Genomic DNA, 21,836 nt, shown 5'->3' with positions numbered 1-21,836 from the left:
CGCTCAGGGCCGTACGCCCACCGGCACCCCCATCACCTCGCGGGCGTGCCGGGACGGCGTCAGGCCCAGGCGCCAGGCCTGCCAGCCGTCGTCCAGGTCCACGCCGCGGTTCAGGACGACCCGGAAGGCCTCCGCGCAGTCCTCGAGCTTGGCGTCCCGCAGCGGGTGGGCGGCCTCCAGCAGGTCCGCGAGCTCCTGCTGGGCCACCGCCGTGCCCACCTCGCTGCCGCCCGGTGAGGCGTACGGCAGCAGCGTGCACCGCAGGAACGCCGCCCAGTCGCCGCCCCGGACATCGCCGTACGAGGCGAACAGCGTGATCGCCTCGCCGCAGAGCTCCAGGGCCTGCGCCGCGCGATTGTTCCCCCCGTCGACCAAGGCCAGCTCCAGGCAGGTCCAGGCCTCGCCGTGCGCCACCCCGATCCGCCGGAAGTCGGCCCGGGCGTCCGCCAGGAGCTGCCGGGCGAAACCGGAGTTGCGCAGGTTGCCCGTCTGCGCGGCCCGCTGGTCGCGCGTGACGCGCCCCGAGTGGTGGCGGGCGCAGGCCAGCCCGTACACGTCCCGCATCCGGGAGAACATCGTGCGGGCCCGCTCCAGCTCCCGTACCGCCTGGTCGGTGTCGCCGTCCTCCTCCAGCGCCTGCCCCAGGTAGTACCGGGTCCACGCCTCGCCCCGGGCGTCCTCGTTGGCCCGGTGCCTGGCGAGGGCGCCACGCAGATCCTCCACCGCCGGGGCGGGATCGCCGTCCAGCAGCCGGGCGCGGGCCAGCTGGGTCAGGGCCCAGGCTTCCCCGCGCTCGTCCCGGGTGCGGCCGTAAAGCTCCAGTGCGGTGGACAGCTCCTCCTCGGCCCTGGCGACCTCGCCGAGGCGCAGGCAGACCTGGCCGAGCTGGAAGTGGGACCAGGCCTCGCCGTGCAGCGACTCGCCCTCGCGGTGCAGGGCCAGCGCGGTGTCCAGCAGGGTCAGGGCTTCGGCCGGATTGGCCCGGTCGCGTTCGACGGCGGCCAGGGCGTGCAGGGACCAGGCCCGGTCCTCCGCCTGCTCCGGCGAGGCCTGCAGGGCGAGCGCCTCGCGCAGCCGCGCCGAGGCCTCCGTCAGATTGCCCTGGTGGTGCAGGGTGATGCCGAGCGAGCAGAGCGCGAGGGCGGCGCCCGCGTCGTTCTGCGCCTCGCGGTAGAGGCCGACGACCGACGACAGCGTGGTGCGGGCCTTGTCGAGCTCCCCGAGCTGCCGGGCCGCGATGCCCGTGCGCCACTGGACCGACCGCTCCAGGAGCCCCTGGTCGACGGCCTGCGTCAGCTCGCTGATCTCACCGAGCCGGTAGAGGTCGCCGCGCAGCAGGCAGTAGTCGCACAGGGCGCCCAGCAGATGGAGCACCGCCCCCTGGTCGACGCCCTCCGTGTGCCGCAGCGCCGAGGTGATGAAGCTCGACTCGTCGTCCAGCCAGCGCAGGGCGGCGTCCAGTGAGCTGAAGCCGTGCGAGCCGAACTGCCCGGCGCGGGTGGACATCTTGCCGTCCACCATGCGGATCACCGCGTCGGCGAGCTCCGCGTAGTTCTGGATGAGGCGTTCCTGCGCGGCCGTACGGTCGGCCGCCGGTTCCTCGTCGAGCAGCCGCGCCAGGGCGAAGTCCCGTACGAGGTCGTGCAGCCGGTACCGTGCGCCCCGTACATGGACCAGAAGCCCGGCCCGGGTCAGGGACTCCAGCAGACGGGCGGCCTCCTGCTCGTCGGATGACAGCAGCGACGCCGCCGCGGCGGCACCGAGACTGGCGCGGCCGGCCAGGGCGAGGCGCCGCAGCAGCCGTCGGGCCGGTTCGGACTGGTCGGTGTAGCGCAGCCACAGGGCCCGCTCGACGGGCGCGACCGGACCGTACGCCCGGAGGGCTTCCGCGAGATCCGCCCGGGTTCGGGAGCCGAGGGCGGAGCCCACGACGCGCAGGGCGAGCGGCAGTCCGCCGCACAGCTCGACGACGGAGTCGGTCGACGGGTAGTCGTGCGGACCGGTCTCCTCGTCCTGCGCCGACTCGCGCAGCAACTCCTCGGCGCCCGCCGCGTCCAGACCGCCGACGGGCAGGTGGTGCACCCGCGCGGGGATGTCGGCGGGCAGTTCGAGGGGCTCGCGGGAGGTGACGAGGACCAGGCTGTCGGAGCGCTCGGGCAGGAGGGTGCGGACCTGGGCGGCGTCGGTGGCGTCGTCCAGGACGATCGTGACGGGCGTGCCCGTCAGATGCTGGTGGTAGAGCTCGCTCAGACGCCGTACCTGCTGTTCGGCGGAGGACCGCTCCCGGAAGAGCAGTTGTTCACGCGGTGCGCCCAGCCGGTTCAGCAGGTGCAGCAGGGCGTCCCGGGTCGGCAGCGGGGTCTCGTCGGAGACATCGCCCCGCAGATCGACCACGCACGCCCCACGGAACTGGTCCTTGAGCGCGTGCGCGGCCCGTACGGCGAGCGCGGTGCGCCCGGAGCCCGGAGTGCCGTGCAGGACGACGACGGTCGGCCTGGTCTCGGTCGCGGCGTGGGCGGCATGTACCCACTGGGCGATCTGCGCCAGTTCGGCGCGGCGGCCCGCGAACGGGCCGTCCCCGGCGGGCAGATGGCCGAAGGACTGCTCGAGAACCGACCGGGTGCGCGCGGCCGCGCTGCGGTCACCGCCACGCAGCTGCGCCACCACGGACGCGCCCGCCTTCTTCGGCGGCCGGGCGGAAGCCGCCAGCATCCGCTGCTGGTCGAGGAACGGGCGGATGCCCCGTACCTCCAGGGCTGTCAGCCACTCCAGCCGCAGCTGTTCGGGCCCGCCCGGCTGGTTGCGTTCGCCCGCCCTGCGATGTGCGGCAGGCCAGTGCGAGGCGGTCACCCGGGCCACGGTCGCGGTGGTCCCCGCGACGGCGACGGCCGCGCCCGCGCCCAGGGCGAGACCGGTCGCGGTGCCGAGCGCCAGATCCGCGCCGAAGGCCGCTGCGGCAGCAACTCCGGTCACCAGCAGTGGTGTTCCGAGCGTCGCTCTGCTGAACCGCGCCGACAGCGGCTGCTGGCCGGTCCCGGCGGCGTCCAACGCCTGTGTGTAGGCGGCGTATTCGGCGGCCGCTCCCGCCGCCATGGTGTCGAGCGCGGCCCGCGCACGCGCCAACAGTGTGCCGGAGTCGGTCCGGCCTCCCGAGCGCCGTGCCTCTTCCTCCACGGCACGTACCAACAGCCGTTCGGCTTCCGCCCGATGGCTGTCCCGCATGCGTCCCCCTAGGTTTCAGCGACTTCGACCCCGACCGGCTGTCAGAAGCCTCCAGTGTCCTGCGTGCGGCCCGTCAGCGCGAGAGAGCGAGGCCGCGGCGTCGAACGGGTTCGTTTCCGGCCTGGGGCCGGACATTGGCCGTATTCCTCCTCTCGTTGCACGACGCGGAAGCCACTAATGGTGGATACGCGCGTCGTGCGGCGGACGGCATACGGGGGGCTCATGGAACAGACGGGAACAACCGGGGCGCTACGGCCGATGCCGCAGGAGCCGCCGGCGGGGGCGAGTGTCGTACTCAAGGTCGGCAAGAAGCTGCTGTGGGTGGGTGCGGCCGCCTACCCGCTGCACAACATCACCAGGGTGCACACCTTCGAGCTCAAACCCAGACGGGCGGAGGCCGTTCTCTCGTTCCTGAAGTGGTCCGGGATCACCGTGGCGGCCTGTATCGCGCTCGGGGCGGCTGGTGGACAGTCGTCGTACGACGATCGTGTCGACGAGGGATCCGGCACCGGGCCGCTGCTGCTCGCGGCGACGGTGGTGATCGTTCTCTTCACGCTGATGGTGAAGGAATGCATCTCGCCGTCCCACCACGTGCTGGCGGTGGAGACATCCGGTGTCTCCACCGCGTTGGTGACGCTGCCCAATCCGGAGCAGTTGCGCCAGCTGGTGCACTACCTGGTCAACGCCATCGAGAATCCGGACGCCGAGTTCCAGGTGCAGGTGGAGCGGGTGCTCGTGAATCCGAAGAACTACCACTTCGGCGACCAGGTCAACATGTACGGCGGTCTCGGGAACACAGGGGTGAGCAAGTGAGCGCGGGAAACCACTACGGGGACAACCACTACGGCGACCGCACGCACTACGGCGACGAGGTCAAGATCTACGGTGGGACGAATGTCAGTGGCATCGTCAAGCACCAGACGCACGACCTGCCGACGGCTCTTCAGGAGCTGAGACGGCTCGTCGAGGCCCTGCGCGACCAGGTCGGGCCTGCCGAGGCCCAGGCGCTCGACGCCGACCTGCAGGTGGCCGTCTCCGGAGGGGACACGCCGGAGCAGCGGTACCGCGCCCTGGCGGCCCTGACCGCCGCGGCCGCGGCCGTCGGTGAGGTGGGCCGCCCCGTGATGGAAGTGGTCCAGCAGGTCCGCACGCTGCTGGGCGGCTGAGGCGAGGCGATGGGGCGGCGAGGAAGAGGTGTGCGCAAGGATTGGGGTATGGCCAACCGACTCGCGCAGACCACTTCCCCGTACCTCCTCCAGCACGCCGACAATCCCGTCGACTGGTGGCCGTGGTCGCCCGAGGCGTTCGAGGAGGCCCGCAGGCGCGGCGTCCCGGTGCTGCTCAGCGTCGGGTACGCCAGCTGCCACTGGTGCCATGTGATGGCACACGAATCCTTCGAGGACGCGACCGTCGCCGGCTATCTCAACGCACACTTCGTGCCGGTGAAGGTCGACCGTGAGGAGCGGCCCGACGTCGACGCCGTGTACATGGAGGCCGTGCAGGCCGCGACCGGCCAGGGCGGCTGGCCGATGACCGTCTTCCTCACCGCCGATGCCGAGCCCTTCTACTTCGGCACGTACTTCCCGCCCGAGCCCCGCCACGGCATGCCGTCCTTCCCGCAGGTCCTCGAAGGGGTCGTGGCCGCGTGGACCGATCGGCGCGAGGAGGTCGCGGAGGTCGCCGGGCGCATCGTCCGCGACCTCGCGAGCCGCTCCCTGGCCGCCGGGGAGGGGGGCATGCCGGGAGAGTCGGAGCTGGCGCAGGCCCTGCTGCGACTGACCCGGGACTACGACGAGAAGCACGGCGGTTTCGGCGGCGCGCCCAAGTTCCCGCCGTCCATGGTCATCGAGTTCCTGCTGCGCCATCACGCCCGTACGGGTGCGGAGGGCGCCCTGCAGATGGCCGCCGACAGCTGTGCGGCCATGGCGCGCGGAGGGATCTACGACCAGCTCGGCGGCGGTTTCGCCCGCTACTCGGTGGACCGGGAGTGGATCGTCCCGCACTTCGAGAAGATGCTCTACGACAACGCGCTGCTGTGCCGTGTGTACGCCCATCTGTGGCGGGCCACCGGCTCGGACCTGGCCCGCCGGGTGGCCCTGGAGACGGCCGACTTCATGGTGCGCGAGCTGCGGACCGCCGAGGGCGGCTTCGCCTCCGCCCTGGACGCCGACAGCGAGGACGCGCAGGGGCGGCACGTCGAGGGCGCGTTCTACGCGTGGACGCCCGCGCAGCTGCGCGAGGTGCTGGGCGAGGAGGACGCCGCCTTCGCCGCCGAGTACTTCGGGGTGACCGAGGAGGGCACCTTCGAGGAGGGCTCCTCCGTGCTGCGGCTGGTGCGGACCGGGGAGTCCGGAGAGGCGGGGGCCGCCGACGCGGCACGGGTCGCGGACGTACGCGCCCGGCTGCTCGCGGCCCGGGAGCTGCGGACGCGCCCCGAGCGCGACGACAAGATCGTGGCCGCCTGGAACGGACTGGCGATCGCCGCGCTCGCCGAGACCGGGGCGTACTTCGACCGCCCGGACCTCGTCGAGCGGGCGACCGAGGCCGCCGACCTGCTGGTGCGGGTGCACATGGGCGACGTCGCACGGCTCTGCCGCACCTCGAAGGACGGCCGTGCCGGGGACAACGCGGGCGTCCTTGAGGACTACGGTGATGTCGCCGAGGGGTTCCTGGCGCTCGCCTCGGTCACCGGCGAGGGCGCCTGGCTGGAATTCGCGGGCTTCCTGCTGGACATCGTGCTGGAGCGCTTCACCGGCGAGGGCGGGCAGCTGTACGACACGGCCGACGACGCCGAGCAGCTGATCCGCCGCCCCCAGGACCCCACCGACAGCGCCACCCCGGCCGGCTGGACCGCCGCTGCGGGCGCACTGCTCTCCTACGCCGCGCACACCGGCTCCGAGGCGCACCGTACCGCGGCTGAGGGCGCCCTGGGGATCGTCGGGGCGCTCGGCCCCAAGGCACCCCGGTTCATCGGCTGGGGGCTGGCGGTCACCGAAGCGCTGCTGGACGGTCCGCGTGAGGTCGCGGTGGCCGGGCCGGTCGCCGGGGAGCTGCACCGGACGGCGCTGCTGGGGCGGGCGCCCGGCGCGGTCGTCGCGGCGGGCGAGGGGCTGGAGGCGGGCACCGAGTTCCCGCTGCTGGTGGACCGGCCGCCGGTGGGCGGCGAGCCGGCCGCGTACGTCTGCCGGCACTTCGTGTGCGACGCGCCGACGACGGACGCGGGGGAGCTGGCGGCGCTGCTGGGCGGCTGACGCACGGAAACGGGCCCGGCCGTGGTGGCCGGGCCCGTCGTTTCATCCAACAAAGCGTCTCACTGCTGCTGGGCGACCAGGAATATCCCGACGTAGTGCGCGACGAACGCCGCCAGCGTCAGCGAGTGGAACACCTCATGGAAGCCGAACCAGCGCGGTGACGGGTTCGGGCGCTTCAGGCCGTAGATGACGCCTCCCACGCTGTAGAGCAGCCCGCCGACGACGACGAGGACGAGTACCGCGATGCCGCCGGTGCGCATGAAGTCCGGCAGGAAGAACACCGCCGCCCAGCCCATGGCGATGTAGCAGGGGGTGTAGAGCCAGCGCGGGGCGCCGACCCAGAAGACACGGAAGGCGATGCCGGCCGCCGCGGCACCCCAGATCGCCCACAGGAGCGGGCGGCTGGTGGAGGCGGGCAGCAGCAGGAGAGCCAGCGGCGTGTAGGTACCCGCGATGATCAGGAAGATGTTCGCGTGGTCCAGCCTGCGGAGCACCGCCTCGCCGCGCGGGCCCCACGTACCGCGGTGGTAGACCGCGCTCACACCGAACAGCAGGCAGGCGCTGAGGATGTATACGGCGCAGGCGACGCGCGCGCGCGTGCTGTCGGCCAGGGCGATCAGGGTGATGCCGGCGATGACCACCGCGGGGAACATTCCGGCGTGCAGCCAGCCACGCATCCGTGGTTTGACCGGGACGGGGTCGGTGAGCTCGACGGGCCCGGACGCGGAAGCGGCAGAAGTCATATCCGCATGCTACCTACGCCTCCGTAGGTAACCGATCCGAGTGGCGATGCTCACATGTGCGGCCCACTGGACATATGGGCGCGATGGCCGGATGATCAAACGAGTGCGGTCGGCACCGGATGAGCGCCATGGGAATTCGAAGGGGTCAGCATCCGGGTCGCAGCCCCCACGGGGCCTGACAACACACCCTCTCTCCAAGGAGCGATCGTGGCGCGAGACATCGCGGCTCCCCTCACTGTCCCCACTCGGCACCAGGAGCTCGTCTCCTGGGTGGACGAGATCGCCGCCCTCACCCAGCCGGACCGCGTGGTCTGGTGCGACGGCTCGGAAGCCGAGTACGAGCGCCTGTGCGGGGAGCTCGTCGCCAAGGGCACCTTCACGAAGCTCGACCCGGTCAAGCGCCCGAACTCGTACTACGCGGCGTCCGACCCGAGCGATGTCGCCCGCGTCGAGGACCGCACCTTCATCTGCTCCGAGAAGGAGGAGGACGCGGGCCCGACCAACCACTGGAAGGCGCCCGCCGAGATGCGGGAGATCTTCGCCGGGGAGAAGGGGGTCTTCCGCGGCTCCATGCGCGGTCGCACGATGTACGTCGTCCCGTTCTGCATGGGCCCCATCGGCTCGCCGCTCTCCGCGATCGGCGTCGAGATCACCGATTCCGCGTACGTCGCCGTCTCGATGCGCACGATGACGCGTATGGGGCAGGAGGTCCTGGACGAGCTCGGCGCCGACGGCTTCTTCGTCAAGGCCGTCCACACCCTCGGTGCGCCCCTGGAGGAGGGCCAGGAAGACGTTCCGTGGCCGTGCAACTCCACCAAGTACATCTCGCACTTCCCCGAGGACCGCGAGATCTGGTCCTACGGCTCCGGCTACGGCGGCAACGCCCTGCTCGGCAAGAAGTGCTACGCGCTGCGCATCGCGTCCGTCATGGCCCGGGACGAGGGCTGGCTCGCCGAGCACATGCTGATCCTCAAGCTGACCCCGCCGCGCGGTGAGGCTGAGGCCCCCACGTACATTGCGGCGGCCTTCCCCAGCGCCTGCGGCAAGACCAACCTCGCCATGCTGGAGCCCACGATCCCCGGCTGGACCGTCGAGACCATCGGCGACGACATCGCCTGGATGCGGTTCGGCGAGGACGGCCAGCTGTACGCGATCAACCCCGAGGCCGGCTTCTTCGGGGTCGCGCCCGGCACCGGCGAGCACACCAACGCCAACGCCATGAAGACGATGTGGGGCAACTCCGTCTTCACCAACGTCGCGCTCACCGACGACGGCGACGTGTGGTGGGAGGGCATGACCGAGGAGCTCCCGGCGCACCTCACGGACTGGAAGGGCAACGACTGGACCCCCGAGTCCGGCACGCCCGCCGCCCACCCCAACGCGCGCTTCACCGTCCCGGCCGGCCAGTGCCCGACCATCGCGCCCGAGTGGGAGGACCCGAAGGGCGTGCCGATCTCGGCCATCCTCTTCGGTGGCCGCCGCGCCTCCGCCGTCCCGCTGGTCACCGAGTCCTTCACCTGGCAGCACGGCGTCTTCCTCGGGGCCAACGTCGCCTCCGAGAAGACCGCCGCCGCCGAGGGCAAGGTCGGAGAGCTGCGCCGCGACCCGTTCGCCATGCTGCCGTTCTGCGGTTACAACATGGGCGACTACATGCAGCACTGGGTCACGGTCGGGAACGACAAGCCCGACGCGTCCAAGCTGCCGAAGATCTACTACGTGAACTGGTTCCGCAAGAACGACGCGGGCAAGTTCGTGTGGCCCGGCTTCGGTGAGAACAGCCGCGTCCTCAAGTGGATCGTCGAGCGGCTGGAGGGCAAGGCCGAGGGTGTCGAGACGCCGATCGGCATCCTGCCGGCCAAGGGCTCCCTGGACACCGAGGGGCTGGACCTCTCCGAGTCCGACCTCGACTTCCTGCTCGACGTCGACAAGGAGATCTGGCGCGAGGAGGCCTCGCTGATCCCCGAGCACCTCGACACCTTCGGTGACCACGCCCCGAAGGAACTGTGGGAGGAGTACCGCGCGCTGGTCCAGCGACTGGGCTGACCCGCTCCCCGTCCCCGCGGCAGGGTCTCTCGACATCCGCCCTGACCCGTGGGGTCGACGGCCCGCCGCGACGGCACCCGGAGCTTCCCAAGGCCGGGTGCCGTCCCCTTTCGGGGGGAATGGCCATACATCGCCAACAACTTGCGCACGTAACCTTCACATCTGTTGCATGATCCCCACAGGGCGTCCAGAGAGACCGGGGCGCCGTCGACCCTGTGGGGGGAATCAGTTGAGCAGGTTCAACAACTCGAGCAGGCCGGGACAGAGCAAGCGCGGCATAGCGACACTCCTCGCGCTCACGCTCGGGGGCGCCGGCCTCACCGTGCTCGCGGCGCCCGCGGCCCACGCGGCGGACGACGATGTGGCCAAGCTGCCCATCTCGTCGTTCTCGTCCATGGTCGTGGACTCCGCGCACGAACGGGTCTACATCAGCGACGACGCACGGTCCACGACGGTGAAGTCGTCGGTCCAGGTCTACAACTTCCGGGGCCAGAAGGTCGATGAGCTGCCCAGCACGACCGGGTCCGTGGGCGGCATGGCTCTCGCGCACGACGGTTCGAAGCTGTACGTCTCCGAGATGTACCGGGTCGTCGCGTACGACACCGGGACGTTCGAGAAGACCACCCACACCGCGACCAACTGGGCCGGCCAGTGCGGCCGCCAGGTCGCCTACGCGGGCGGCAAGGTGTGGCACACCGACACCGGCTACGCCACCCTGTGCGACGAGCGCCAGAACTATCTGTACGGGAGTGCGAACGGCAGCCCCTCCTACACCGGCTGGGAAGGCGCGGGCAGGCTCCACTTCGCGACCTCGCCCCAGGCCCCGGACCTGCTCGCCGTGGGGCAGACGCTGAGTCCGGGCGGCACCAACCCCTATCTGACCGTCTTCGACAGCAGCGGCGACACGCTCGTGCGGGGGCCGCAGCGACGCTTCGCCGACAGCACGGGTGCGGGCGCGCTCGACCTGAGAGACCTGGCGCTGTCCGCCGACGCCGGCCGGCTGGCCGTCGCCGACGCCGCGCACGGCACCCGGCTGCTGGACACCGCCGACCTGTCCGACGCCCAGACGCAGTACCAGCCGCTGCCGGACGGCGCGAAGGCGTCAGCCGTCGCGTTCAGCGCGGACGGCGAGTACGTCGCGCGAGGCGCCACCGCCACCGGGTCCACGGCCGACCTCCTGATCCAGAAGGCGGATCCGGAACAGGGCACCACCGCGCTGGAGTTCGCCTTCGAAGGTGAACTCGACGGCGCCCGGGTCGCCCCGCGCGGCCTCGGGTGGTCCGAGGACGGCTCCCGGCTCTTCGCCGTCACCACCAACGCCTCCGGCACCGGCTACTGGCTGCATGTGATCCAGCCCCCGGCCGCCCAGCACGACTCCCGCTTCACGGGCACTTTGTCCACCACCCCGGGCACGCCGGTCGTCGGCGAACCGCTCGGCATCCGGGGCCGGCTCGAACTCGACGGCCCCGCACCCGCCGAGCCGGTCAAGGTGTCGGCCGTGCGTCATGACGCCGACGGCGACCGCAAGCTCGCGGCCGTGGAGGCCGGCACGGACGGCACGTTCACGGTCCTCGACGTCCCCTCGCTGGTCGGCGAGGCCACGTACACCCTGTCCTTCCTGGGGGACGTGACCCACCGTCCCGCCGAGGACGTCACCCTCCAGGTCACGGTGGCGAAGGCGCCCACGGCCATCACGCTCACGGCTCCGGCGGAGACGACGAAGAACCAGAGCCTGGAGATCACCGGCACCCTGACCGGCCAGGGCCGGGCCCTGCCCCCGGGCATCACCCTGTCCGTGCAGAGGGCCGACAAGAAGGGCACCTACACCCTCACGTCGGCGGCGGTCGCGGCCGACGGCACCTTCAGGATCAACGACCTGGCATCCGTCCGGGGCGAAGTCGTCTACACGGCCGCCTACGCGGGAGACGACCTGCACAGCGCCTCGACCGCGTCGGCCACGGTGCGCGTCCGCGCCGCCCTGTAACCGCCCAGCCGCTGGTGCCGTGGCAGGCCCGCGCCACCCTCCGGGCGCGCGCGGGCGGAAGACGCGCGTGCCGGGTGCGGTCCGCACCCGGCACGCGCGGGGCACCCGGTCCACGCGTCTTCGCGACCCGTGGGCCGGGGCCGTCAGGGGGCGCCGACCAGAGCGGTCTGCGCGGTGGTGTGCGACAGGGCCGCGGTGTGCGCGTCCATGGCCTCCGCCGCGAGGATCGCCACGGCGGTGTCGGCGCGGGACGCGGCCACCACGAGAGCCCGGCCCGCGAGGGCGTGGGCGCGGCGGTGCAGAGCGGCCGGGGACGCCTCGCTCCGTCCGGCGTGCCGGGCGGGCGGTGCGGAGCGGAGCCGGGCGATCTGCCCGGCGATGCGGTCACCTTCTGCGGTCAGCCCCAGCTCGTCGGTGACGGCGAGCAGGGCGGCGAGGTGCCCGGCGAGCTGGATGTCCAGCTCCTCCTCGCGGCTGCGGTGCGGGAAATCGGCGTTGTCGGCCGATGTGTGGACCGACTGGGTACGGATCGGCTCGTACATGGGTGGCCTCCTGATGTCACAGTAGGACCATCCTATCTTGGATGCAGTCTAAAGTTATGTGGGATCCGAGAGAGCTCGGCCGCGCAGAACGGCTCAGGGCCGTCCGCAGGCGCTCAGGGCTGGCTGTAACCGTCCAGGAAATTGCCGATGCGCGTCACCGCGTCGGTCAGATCCTTGGCCGGCGGCAGCGTCACCACCCGGAAATGATCGGGCTCCGGCCAGTTGAAGCCGGTGCCGTGCACCACCATGATCTTCTCGGCCCGCAGCAGGTCGAGAACCATCTGCCGGTCGTCCTTGATCTTGAAGACCTTGGGATCCAGCCGCGGGAAGAGATACAGCGCCCCCTTCGGCTTCACGCAGGTCACCCCAGGGATCTGCGTCAGCAGGTCGTACGCCACGTCCCGCTGCTCCAGGATCCGCCCGCCCGGCAGCACCAGCTCGTTGATCGACTGCCGCCCGCCGAGCGCGGTGGCCACCGCGTGCTGCGCGGGCATGTTGGCGCACAGGCGCATATTGGCCAGGATGGTCAGGCCCTCGATGTACGAGGAGGCGTGCGCCTTCGGGCCGCAGACCGCCATCCAGCCGGAGCGGTATCCCGCGATCCGGTAGTTCTTGGAGAGCCCGTTGAAGGTGAGCACCATCAGATCCGGGGCGACGGCGGCGGTGGGGGTGTGCGTCGCGCCGTCGTAGAGGATCCGGTCGTAGATCTCGTCGGAGCAGACGACCAGGTTGTGGCGCCGGGCGATCTCCGTCAGCCCGCGCAGCATCTCGTCGTCGTAGACCGCGCCCGTCGGATTGTTCGGGTTGATGATCACGAGCGCCTTGGTGCGGTCGGTGATCTTCCGCTCGATGTCGGCGAGGTCGGGCATCCAGTCGGCCTGCTCGTCGCACCGGTAGTGCACCGCCGTACCCCCGGCCAGTGAGACCGAGGCCGTCCACAGCGGATAGTCCGGAGCCGGCACGAGCACCTCGTCGCCGTCGTCGAGCAGCGCCTGCATCGACATCTGGATCAGCTCGGAGACGCCGTTGCCCAGATAGACGTCCTCGACGTCGAGGTCGATCCCCTTGGTCTGGTAGTGCTGCATCACGGCACGGCGCGCGGACAGCAGGCCCTTCGCGTCGCCGTAGCCGTGCGCGCCCGAGAGGTTGCGCAGGATGTCCTCGAGGATTTCCGGCGGGCACTCGAATCCGAACGCCGCAGGGTTGCCCGTGTTGAGCTTGAGGATGCGATGACCTGCGGCTTCGAGCCGCATCGCTTCCTCGAGCACGGGGCCACGGATTTCGTAACAGACGCCGGAGAGCTTCGTGGACTGGATGACCTGCATGCGTGCGAGCTTACGACCGTGTTCCGCGCGGTGCTCACGGTTCCCGGCCCGGTTGCTCCCTCCGGGGGCGTGCGACGGCACGCCGGGTCTTCCATCGGCATGCCGCCCCGGCCGCGCACCGTGGGAACGGCCGGTCAGGGCCGCGCCGCGGCTTGGAATGAGGGCATCGGCACAAACCGGGTGAGATGCGCCACGCGGGGCTGACGGCCCCTGGGCGCATCTCCCCCGGACCACTCCGGATCTCAGCCGGGCAGAACGGTCCCCTCGGGCAGCCGCACGCCGAAGTCCTCGGCCAGCACCCGCAGCACCTCGGCGGAGGAGCCCAGTTCCCGCTCCTGGACCGTGCCGTCGTCGGCCGTCTCCACCAGCGTCCGGCCGGACAGGGAGCGGTGCAGGCCCGGCAGGGTGCGCTGGGCGTACACCGCCTGCCGGAACGGTGAGCGGGGGTTCGTCGCGATGTGCCAGTTGATGACGTCGTAGTCCGGCGCCTCGAACGGCTCCAGGGTGAATTCGTACTGCGGCTCCCAGTAGCCGCCCTTGTCCGTCTGCAGCTCCCACATCTCCAGCGGCCCGTCGTGCGGGGCGTGCACCAGCCGGTGGCGGCGCGGGGTGTCGAGCAGCTCGGTGTCCACCACGAGCGGGATCGGCTCCAGCAGCGCGCCGTGCGTACCGAAACCCACATCCGCCAGCCAGGAGGCGGGCTCACCCTCACCCGCGGCATCGATGTGCACCTGCATGAGCATGTGCGTACGGGGCCGGATGTCACCGGGGGCGGCTCCCAGAACCACCCGCGCGGTCAGCAACGTCACCCGGAAGCCGAGCTGGGTCAGGACGGCCGAGAGGAGGGTGTTGTGCTCGTAGCAGTACCCGCCGCGCTCACGGCGCACGAGTTTTCTCTCCAGGTCCGGCAGCGCGAGGGACGGGGCGCTTCCGAGGAGGGGCTCCAGATTCTCGAACGGAATACCCAGCATGTGGGCGCGGTGCACGGACCGCAGCACCTCCACGGTGGGGCGGCGCTCCCCGGACCATCCGATGCGGGCGAAGTAGGCGTCGAGGTCGAGTGTCATACAGCGACACTACGCAGACACCTCAGAGGTTTCTCAAGTCCGGTGACGGCGAAGGAGATACGGGGAACGCGGCCCCCGTGTGCCATGCGGCGGCCCCCGTGTCACGCGGCGAGCGTGGACCCCCGCTGCGCGGACACGACGGAGCCGCCCTGGACGACGCCCACCACATGGGCCGGGTCCGCAAGGAAACCGATGTCCGTCAGCGGGTCACCCCGCAGCACCACCAGGTCGGCGTGCGCGCCCGGCTCCAGGGTCCCGATCTCGCCCCGCATGCCGAGCAGTTCGGCGGCCGTGGAGGTGGCCGCGCGGATCACGTCGATCGGCTGCTGCACTTCGGCGCGGATACGGAACTCCTCGTTCTGGTGGCGGTGCATCCCGCCCAGGAGGTCGCTCCCGTACACGGTCCTGACTCCTCCCCGTACGGCCCGCTCCAGCGCCGCGAGGCCCTGCCCCAGCACCTCGTCCACCTTGCGGTGGCTGTCGGCGGGCAGTCCGAATTCGGGCCCCTCCTTCTTCAGCGCCCAGTAGGTCACCAGCGTCGGCACGAGAAACGCGTCGTACTCGGCGAAGAGCCGTACGCTCTCGTCGTCCAGCAGGTTTCCGTGCTCGATCGAGCGAATGCCGGCCCGCAGCGCCCGGTTGACGGCCCGCGCCGTGTACGCGTGCGCGGCGACGTAACGGTTCGCGGCCTCGGCCTCCTCGACCACGGCGCGCAGCTCGTCCATGGAGTACTGGGTCGAATCGATGCGGTCGGTGGGCGAGGCCACGCCCCCGGAGGCCATCACCTTGAGGTGGTGGGCGCCCTTGCGGAGCTCGTCGCGCGCCGCCGCCCGTACCGCGTCGACGCCGTCGGCCACCCTGCCGAGCCCCGCGCAGCAGGGGTGGTCGTCGCTGACCCGGGTGCCGCGGCCACGGCTGTCCCCGTGCCCGCCGGTCTGGCTGAGGGCACGGCCGCAGAACATCAGCCGGGGCCCGCGCAGCAGCCCTTCCTCCTGGGCGTCGCACAGGCCGTAGTCGGCGCCCGAGGCGTCCCGCACGGTAGTGAAACCGCGGTCGAGCATCCCGCTCATGATCCGGGCGCTGTGGGCGGCGACGTAGCTGGGCGAGGAGGACGGCAGCGCGCCCAGATCGGCGGTGGAGGCCGTCACATGGACATGGGCGTCTATCAGGCCCGGCAGGACGTGCGCGCCGGCCAGGTCGACGGTCCTGACACCGTCGGGAGCGCTCAGCGCGGTGCCGGTCTCGGCGATGCGCCCCTCGGCGCACCGAAGGTCGGTCTCCTGGTAGTCGCCGGTGGCCACATCGAGCAGTCGGGCGTTGCGCAGCAGCAGGGACAAGGGGGTCTCCTCGGTGAGTCAGGTGTACGGGGACGCGGGCGCGGGTGCGGGGGTCAGTGGCCGGTCCTGTCCGCCCGCACGGTGAAGGCGCGCAGGTCCGGGACCGCCTGTGAGGCGAGGGCGCTCAGGGCCCGGACGGACTCCTCGTCGTAACGTCCCTCGGCGTCCAGGACGTTGAGCATGCCCAGCGTGCGGCCGTCGTCGACGACGGGGACGTTGACGACCGCGCCGCAGCCGAGCTCGTCGATGGTCCGGTGATCGGCGAAGACCTCGCGTACGGCGGCGCGGTCGGCTCCCAGATAGGGCAGCTGCCGTGCGATGCACTGCTCCAGCCAGCCGCCGGACACCTCGACGGACTTCTCGCCGCCGACCGGGTACGGGCCGGGGTGGCTGCTGTGGACGCGGTGCAGGACGCGCCGCTCGGGAATCCAGGCCAGGACGGTGAAGAGGCGGACGCCCACCGTCGTGCGGATCTCCTCCTCCAGCGCGGGGAGCAGGCCGGTCGTGGATGTGTCGCTCATCGGGAGTTCACCTCGGTCGTGGTGGATGCGGGAGGGAGGCCGGACGGTGCCGGTTCGGGTTCGGTGAGCTCCTCCAGGGAACGTCCGGCCGTGCTCACGCCGAACAGCACCGTGCAGATCACCCCGACCGCGAGCACGGCCGTGGTCAGACCGAAGACACCGGCGAAGCCGAAGCTGGCGGAGGAGACCCCGATGATCACGGGGGCGAGGATGGAGCCGACGCGGCCGAAGGCGCTGGACATGCCCGTCCCGCTGGCCCTGATCCAGGTCGGGAAGACCTCGGGGGTGTAGGAGTAGACGCCCGCGTAGGTGCCGTTGAGGAAGAAGGAGAGCACCGCCCCCGCCATGGTGATCGACACCGGGGTCGTGGTCTGGCTGAGCCAGAAGGCGCTGAGGGCCGAACCGGTGAGGTAGAGGGCGATCACGTTCTTGCGGTCGAGCCGCTCCGACAGCCAGGCCGCCGAGAAGTACCCGGGGATCTGCGCCAGATAGATGATGATCGAGAACTCGAAGCTCTTGGTGACGGTGATGCCGCGCTGGATCAGCAGGGTCGGGATCCAGGAGAAGAAGCCGTAGTACGAGAACGTGATCACGAACCAGATCAGCCAGGTGATCGCGGTGCGCCGGGCCATCCGGCCGCTCCAGAGGTACTTCAGCGCGGCGAACAGGCCCAGCGCCGGCCGGGCGGGCGCGATCGCGGCCGCCGTCGCGCCGCCCCCTACCGGTACGGGAGGCAGCGGTTTGCCGATGGCCTTCTCGACCTTGCGCTCGAGATCGGAGACGACCTCTTCCGCCGCCGCGAGCTCTCCCCGGGCGATCAGATAGCGCGGCGATTCGGGCAGGGAGCGCCGCCACCAGAGCAGCATCACCACGGGCAGCGCCGTGATCACCTGGGCGACCCGCCAGCCCTCGGGGACGGTCGGGACGACGAAGCGGCCGATGAGCGCCGCGGCGACGAAACCGAAGGAGAAGAACCCGGCGAGCGCCCCGACGAACCAGCCCCGGCGCGCGGCCGGCACGAACTCCGAGAGGAACGGGGCGATGATGGCGCTCTCCGCGCCGGCCCCCGCCCCGGCCAGGATCCGGGCGCCCAGGAAGAGCTCGTAATTGGGTGCGACGGCCGCCACCAGGGAGAAGAAGGCGTAGAAGGCGAGCGCCCACATCATCACCTTGCGACGGCCGATGCGGTCGCCCAGGAGCCCGGCGGCCACGGCACCGAAGAGGAAGCCGAACGGCGAGGCGGAGCCGATGAGCCCGAGCGCGCCGTTGCTGAGGTCCCAGGCCTCCTGCGCGCTGGGCATCAGGAAGGCCACGACGGCCGAGTCCATCCCGTCGAACGTGTATCCGAGGCCACCGATCAGGAGCAGGGCGTAATGGGGCTTGCTCAGCGGCAGCCGGTCGAGTCGGGCCAACAGCGTCATGCCGCACCTCCAGGTCTTCGAGTTGGAGGCAACGTAGTATGCAGAATCTGCGAACTGCAATGGTTGTTGCAGATTTTTCTGATCGTTACACCGGTAGCCTGGGCCGGAAACACGTCGGAGACCCGCCTCACGGGGCCGTGGAGAACAGAGGGAGGCCCAGTGGCGGCAGCAGGACCCGACCCCGACGTGGATGACGACGGCAAGCGTGGCCCCGAGGGCGAGCGGCCCGCCCCCGACGCCGGCGACAGCTTCGAGGAGTGGCTGCGCGGCCGGCTCCCCGCCCGTGGTCTGCGCAGCAAGGGCACGGCGGTCCTGGACGTCCTCCTCACCCAGCCGCGACGTGCCTCGTTCGCCTCGACCGCCGAGCTGGCGTCCCTGGCCGGGGTGAACATCGCGACCGTCACCCGCACCGCCCAGGCTCTCGGATTCGCCGGCTGGCCCGCACTTCAGCAGGAGCTCAGGGCGCGCTATCTGTCCGCCCTCAGCGCTCCCGACGTCGCCGCCGAACACCACGCGACGGACGGCGTGGCGGACGCGTCCCTGCGCCGCGACCTCGACAGTGTCGCCCTGCTCACCCGGCGCCTCGACGGCGGCGCGATACGGAGGGTCGCCGAAGCGGTGGCGGCCGCCCGGCACACGGTCGTGGTCGCCGACGGCAGTTACGCGGCGACCGGGATCGCCTTCGCGCACAACGCGCGACTGGCCGGCTACCGCGTCACCGCGATCACCGGCGGCGACGCCCAACTCGCCAACGTCATCTCCGACATGACGGACGATGACGCGCTGGTCGCCATCAGTTTCTGGCGGCTCTACGCGAGCACGGTCCTCGCGGCCGGAGAGGCGCACCGCCGGGGTGCCAAGGTCTTCGCCCTCACGGACGCGGCGAGCCCGGCGCTCACCGAGGCGGCGGACGAGGTCGTTCTCGTACCGGCCGAAGGCGTGTCCTTCTTCCCCTCGCTCACGGCCGGCACCGCGGTGGTACAGGCCGTCGTCGCGGAGCTCGCCGCCATCGATCCCGAGCGGACCCGCCGTGCCATCGAGGCCGCCGAGGCCCAATGGGACCGCTTCGGCCTGCTGCACCGGCGCCCCCGGCCGCGCAACGGGGCCGCCGAGCACTAGGCGCGGGCCGCTGTCCGATGATGTGACCAACCCGGTTCACCGGCCGCGGATCCGCAGCATGCTCCGGACAGCCGGTCACGCACCGGTCAGGGAAGCGTCCGGGAACTCCCGGACCCACACCTGGCCCGCCCTCACCCCGGCCGGCCGTGAAGCCCTCGCCGGACATCCCTGGCGGAGCTGCGTCGCATCGCTGCGCCGGCAACAGCGTGTCCAGGGGCGCCTCGTGCGCCGCCGGCCCGCGGTCAGCCCGTCCGCCGGCCGCTGCCCCGTACCGCCCGGCCCGCCAGGACCGAGGTCCGCTTGCCGTCCTCGATGACGAAGCGGCCGTCGATCAGGACGTACGGGACGCCCACCGGGAGTGTGCGCGGCTCGTCGAACGTCGAGCCGGCCGCCACCGTGGCCGGGTCGAAGAGGGTGAGGTCGGCGCGGTAGCCCTCGCGGACGTGACCGCGGTCCGGCAGGCGCAGGCGGGCGGCCGGACGGGAGGTGAGGTGGGCGACGCACTCCTCCAGCGAGAGGATGCCCAGCTCCCGGACGTACCGGCCGAGGTACTGGGGGAACGTGCCGTACGCACGGGGGTGCGGCTTGTCGCCCTGGAGGATGCCGTCGCTGCCGCCGGTGTGCACCCGGTGGCGCATGATCTGTCGCACGTTCTCCTCGTGACCGACGTGCTGGAGAATCGTCGTGCCCAGCCGGTCCTCGGTGAGCAGCCGGCGGGCCGTCACCCAGGGGTCTTCGCCGCGCAGCAGGGCGGACTCGGCCACCGTACGGCCGACGTACCCGGCGAGGCCGGGTGAGCCGACGCCGGAGATCTCGATGGTGTCCCACTCGATCGGGACGCCGTGGCAGCCGTCGGAGCCCAGGACCTCCAGGTGGTGGCGGATCCGCTCCGCCGTCGCCTCGTCCGCGAGCCGGCCCAGGATCGAATCGGGTCCGCCCTCGCTCGACCAGCTGGGCAGCATCGCCACGAGGGTCGTGCAGCCGGGGGTGTACGGATAGGTGTCGAGGGAGATGTCCGCGCCCGCCGCGAGGGCGTCGTCCAGGAGGGCGAGGAGGTCGGGGGCCTTGCCCTCGTTCACGCCGAAGTTCATGGTGGCGTGCGCGAGATGGAGGGCGCAGCCGGCGTCGCGGGTGAGCTGGACCATCTCCTCGTACGCGGCGAGCGCTCCCGCGCCGTACGAGCGGTGGTGAGGGCAGTAGTAGCCGTCGTGGGCCGCCACCACCCGGCACAGCTCGGTGAGTTCGGCGTCCTTCGCGTACATCCCGGGGGTGTACGTCAGGCCCGAGGACATGCCGACCGCGCCTTCGGCCATGCCCTGGGCGATCAGCTCCTTCATCCGGTCCAGTTCGGGGTCGGTGGCGGGGCGGTCGTCCCAGCCGACGGCGAGCATCCGGACCGTGCCCTGCGGGATGAGGTAGGCGGCGTTGACGGCGATGCCCTGGCCGCCGAAGTTGCGGTCGAGGCGGTCCAGGTAGCCGCCGACGGTGCGCCAGTCGAAGTCGATGTCGCTGCCGTCGCCGTTCCAGCCGGCGATGGAACGGCGGACCTCGGCGAGGGTGCGGTCGTCGGCGGGGGCGTACGACAGACCGTCCTGCCCGAGGACTTCCAGGGTGACGCCCTGGGCGGCCTTCGCACTGTGGTCGGGGTCGCGCAGCAGGGCGAGGTCGCTGTGCGCGTGCATGTCGATGAAGCCGGGCGCGAGCGCGAGGCCGTCGGCGTCCAGGGTGCGGGCGGCGCCGGGGCGGGGGCCGTCTCCCTCCCTCCGGATCTCGGTGATCCGGCCGTCCGTGATGCCCACGTCGGCGCGGTAGGAGGGGGCGCCGGTGCCGTCGATGACGCGGGCGTCGCGGATGACCAGGTCCATGAGAGGTCGCCTTTCGGAGGTGGGGGAGCGGGAGGGGCTCCGCCGGATCGGAGGGCCGGGATCAGAAGAAGGTGCGGATGTAGTCGGTGACGGTGCCGTCCGCCTCCACCAGCGGGATCAGCTGCCACTTGTCGAAGGAGGTGCAGGGGTGCGAGAGCCCCATGCCGATCCAGTCGCCGACCTCGAGCTCCGCGCCCGCCTCCGTACGCACCCAGCCGTGCTGGTCGGACAGCCCGCTGACGGTGATGCCGGTGGCCGGACGCACCGAGCCGTCGCGTGCGGAGCGGACGACCTGCGCCTCCGGGAGGTCCAGGTCGTAGGCGGCGTCACGCTTTCCGGCGTTGACGAAGGCCTGCTCGGGGGTGGGGCGGGAGACGACCTGGGCCCAGAGGCGGAAGGCCGGCTGCAGCGCGCCCTCCTCGGGGATCCGGTTGAAGGGGGTGAGATGGCGGTAGTGGCCGTCGTCGTGGCTGACGTACGCGCCGGAGCGCAGCAGCCTGAGGACCGGCCGGCTCAGCGTGGGGATCCCGGCGAAGACATCGGCGACCGCGTCGAACCACGCGCTGCCGCCCGCGCTGACCAGGATCTCCTCGCCGTCGGGCAGCGCCGCGAAGCGGCCGGCCGCGTCGAAGTCCGTGGCCAGTGCGACGAGGCGGCGCAGCCACTCCCGTACCCGCTCGGGGGAGGCGTCCGGCACCTCGCCCTCGTAACCGGCGACGCCCACCAGACGCAGGGTGGAGGCGGCGGCCACCGCGTCGGCGACCGATGCGCAGTCGGCCTCCGTACGGGCGCCGGTGCGGGCGCACTGGCCTGCCCCCAGCTCCACCACGACGTCGACGGGGCGCACGGCACCTGCCGCGCGCAGGGCCTCGTCCATCAGCTCGACGCCGCGCACGGAGTCGACGTAACAGGCGAACGTGAAGTCCGGGTCGGCGTCCAGCTCGCCGGCCAGCCAGCGCAGCGCCACTGCGTCGACCAGCTCGTTGGCCAGGAAGATCCGCCGGATGCCGTAGGCGCGGTACACCCGGGCCTGGTGGGGGACGGCGGCGGTGATGCCCCAGGCGCCGTACTCCAGCTGACGGGCGAAGAGCTGCGGGGACATCGACGTCTTGCCGTGCGGCGCGAAGGCCAGGCCGTGCCGCTCCGCGTACGTTTCCAGCAGGGCGAGGTTCGCCTCGACCGACTCGGCGGAAAGGGCCAGCACGGGGGTGGTGAAGCCGCCCGCGAAGAGGTTGCGGCGCTCGGCCGCCAGTGCGCCCACGGTCAGCCCTTCCGCGTCGGGCGGCAGCGCCTTGAAGCGGTGGTCGACCCGCTCGCCGGCGAGTGCCGTCACGGACTGTTCGGGGGACTGCTCGGTGGCCAAGGGGGTCTCCTCGGGAACTGGTCGTTGCATTCT

16 protein-coding genes are annotated in these 21,836 nt (G+C 71.6%); 6 read left to right on the top strand and 10 right to left on the bottom strand.

From position 1 onward, the window contains the following. Window positions 1-3: 3 nt before the first annotated feature. Window positions 4-3,222 carry a tetratricopeptide repeat protein gene (locus ACWD04_RS02350; protein WP_451127186.1) on the bottom strand — a complete coding sequence of 1,073 codons (3,219 nt, stop codon included), beginning with the start codon at window positions 3,220-3,222 and terminating at the stop codon, window positions 4-6. Between the two features lie 222 nt (window positions 3,223-3,444). Here ACWD04_RS02350 and ACWD04_RS02345 point away from each other — a divergent pair, with 222 nt between their 5' ends. Genes ACWD04_RS02345 through ACWD04_RS02335 form a run of 3 tightly spaced genes read left to right on the top strand, consistent with a single transcriptional unit; the run spans window position 3,445 to window position 6,473 of the window. Next, window positions 3,445-4,035 carry a DUF6232 family protein gene (locus ACWD04_RS02345; protein WP_451127184.1) on the top strand — a complete coding sequence of 197 codons (591 nt, stop codon included), beginning with the start codon at window positions 3,445-3,447 and terminating at the stop codon, window positions 4,033-4,035. Then, on the top strand, window positions 4,032-4,388 hold the full coding sequence (locus tag ACWD04_RS02340; protein ID WP_451127182.1) for a hypothetical protein: 357 nt from the start codon (window positions 4,032-4,034) through the stop codon (window positions 4,386-4,388). Before ACWD04_RS02345 ends, ACWD04_RS02340 begins: the two co-directional genes overlap by 4 nt. Window positions 4,389-4,436: 48 nt before the next feature. Then, complete coding sequence (locus ACWD04_RS02335; RefSeq protein WP_451127180.1) at window positions 4,437-6,473, top strand: thioredoxin domain-containing protein; 2,037 nt, start codon at window positions 4,437-4,439, stop codon at window positions 6,471-6,473. A gap of 59 nt (window positions 6,474-6,532) precedes the next feature. Here ACWD04_RS02335 and trhA read toward each other — a convergent pair whose 3' ends face one another. Next, entirely contained in the window at window positions 6,533-7,216 is a 684-nt protein-coding gene (gene trhA, locus ACWD04_RS02330) for a PAQR family membrane homeostasis protein TrhA (protein WP_451127178.1), read from the bottom strand. 207 nt (window positions 7,217-7,423) lie between these two features. Between trhA and ACWD04_RS02325 the strand changes: the two genes are divergently transcribed. Both ACWD04_RS02325 and ACWD04_RS02320 read left to right on the top strand, forming a co-directional pair. After that, the gene (locus ACWD04_RS02325; protein ID WP_451127176.1) at window positions 7,424-9,259 is read left to right on the top strand and encodes a phosphoenolpyruvate carboxykinase (GTP); all 1,836 of its coding nucleotides are present in this window, start codon (window positions 7,424-7,426) and stop codon (window positions 9,257-9,259) included. Window positions 9,260-9,488: 229 nt separating this feature from the next. After that, window positions 9,489-11,243: an Ig-like domain repeat protein gene (locus tag ACWD04_RS02320; protein WP_451127174.1), complete on the top strand. Its 1,755-nt coding sequence runs from the start codon at window positions 9,489-9,491 to the stop codon at window positions 11,241-11,243. Window positions 11,244-11,386: 143 nt separating this feature from the next. On the opposite strand, the gene ACWD04_RS02315 is transcribed toward ACWD04_RS02320, so the two are convergent. The 6 genes from ACWD04_RS02315 to ACWD04_RS02290 all read right to left on the bottom strand — a co-directional run bounded on the left by ACWD04_RS02315 (window position 11,387) and on the right by ACWD04_RS02290 (window position 17,456). Continuing rightward, complete coding sequence (locus tag ACWD04_RS02315) at window positions 11,387-11,785, bottom strand: SCO4983 family protein (protein WP_451127172.1); 399 nt, start codon at window positions 11,783-11,785, stop codon at window positions 11,387-11,389. A gap of 113 nt (window positions 11,786-11,898) precedes the next feature. After that, window positions 11,899-13,110, bottom strand: a complete 1,212-nt coding sequence (locus tag ACWD04_RS02310; RefSeq protein WP_451127170.1) for a pyridoxal phosphate-dependent aminotransferase — start codon at window positions 13,108-13,110, stop codon at window positions 11,899-11,901. A gap of 242 nt (window positions 13,111-13,352) precedes the next feature. Beyond that, on the bottom strand, window positions 13,353-14,177 hold the full coding sequence (locus ACWD04_RS02305) for an arylamine N-acetyltransferase family protein (RefSeq protein WP_451127168.1): 825 nt from the start codon (window positions 14,175-14,177) through the stop codon (window positions 13,353-13,355). 101 nt (window positions 14,178-14,278) lie between these two features. After that, window positions 14,279-15,514, bottom strand: a complete 1,236-nt coding sequence (locus ACWD04_RS02300; protein ID WP_451127166.1) for an amidohydrolase family protein — start codon at window positions 15,512-15,514, stop codon at window positions 14,279-14,281. A gap of 53 nt (window positions 15,515-15,567) precedes the next feature. Further along, a complete protein-coding gene (locus ACWD04_RS02295; RefSeq protein WP_451127164.1) occupies window positions 15,568-16,035 on the bottom strand; it encodes a GAF domain-containing protein in 468 nt (155 codons plus the stop codon). Then, window positions 16,032-17,456, bottom strand: coding sequence for an MFS transporter (locus ACWD04_RS02290; protein ID WP_451127162.1), 1,425 nt, complete (start codon window positions 17,454-17,456; stop codon window positions 16,032-16,034). Before ACWD04_RS02290 ends, ACWD04_RS02295 begins: the two co-directional genes overlap by 4 nt. A 159-nt stretch (window positions 17,457-17,615) precedes the next feature. Between ACWD04_RS02290 and ACWD04_RS02285 the strand changes: the two genes are divergently transcribed. Then, window positions 17,616-18,575 (top strand): MurR/RpiR family transcriptional regulator, encoded by a 960-nt coding sequence (locus ACWD04_RS02285; RefSeq protein ID WP_451127160.1) that lies wholly within the window; start codon window positions 17,616-17,618, stop codon window positions 18,573-18,575. Window positions 18,576-18,817: 242 nt separating this feature from the next. Here ACWD04_RS02285 and ACWD04_RS02280 read toward each other — a convergent pair whose 3' ends face one another. Then, a complete protein-coding gene (locus tag ACWD04_RS02280) occupies window positions 18,818-20,488 on the bottom strand; it encodes an N-acyl-D-amino-acid deacylase family protein (protein ID WP_451127447.1) in 1,671 nt (556 codons plus the stop codon). Window positions 20,489-20,501: 13 nt separating this feature from the next. After that, window positions 20,502-21,833 carry an amino acid deaminase gene (locus tag ACWD04_RS02275; RefSeq protein WP_451127158.1) on the bottom strand — a complete coding sequence of 444 codons (1,332 nt, stop codon included), beginning with the start codon at window positions 21,831-21,833 and terminating at the stop codon, window positions 20,502-20,504. Window positions 21,834-21,836 lie beyond the last annotated feature (3 nt).

The organism is Streptomyces sp. NPDC002911 (assembly GCF_053591835.1).
Note: the sequence above shows the minus strand (reverse complement) of the source record. Positions and strands in the feature narration are given on the sequence as shown.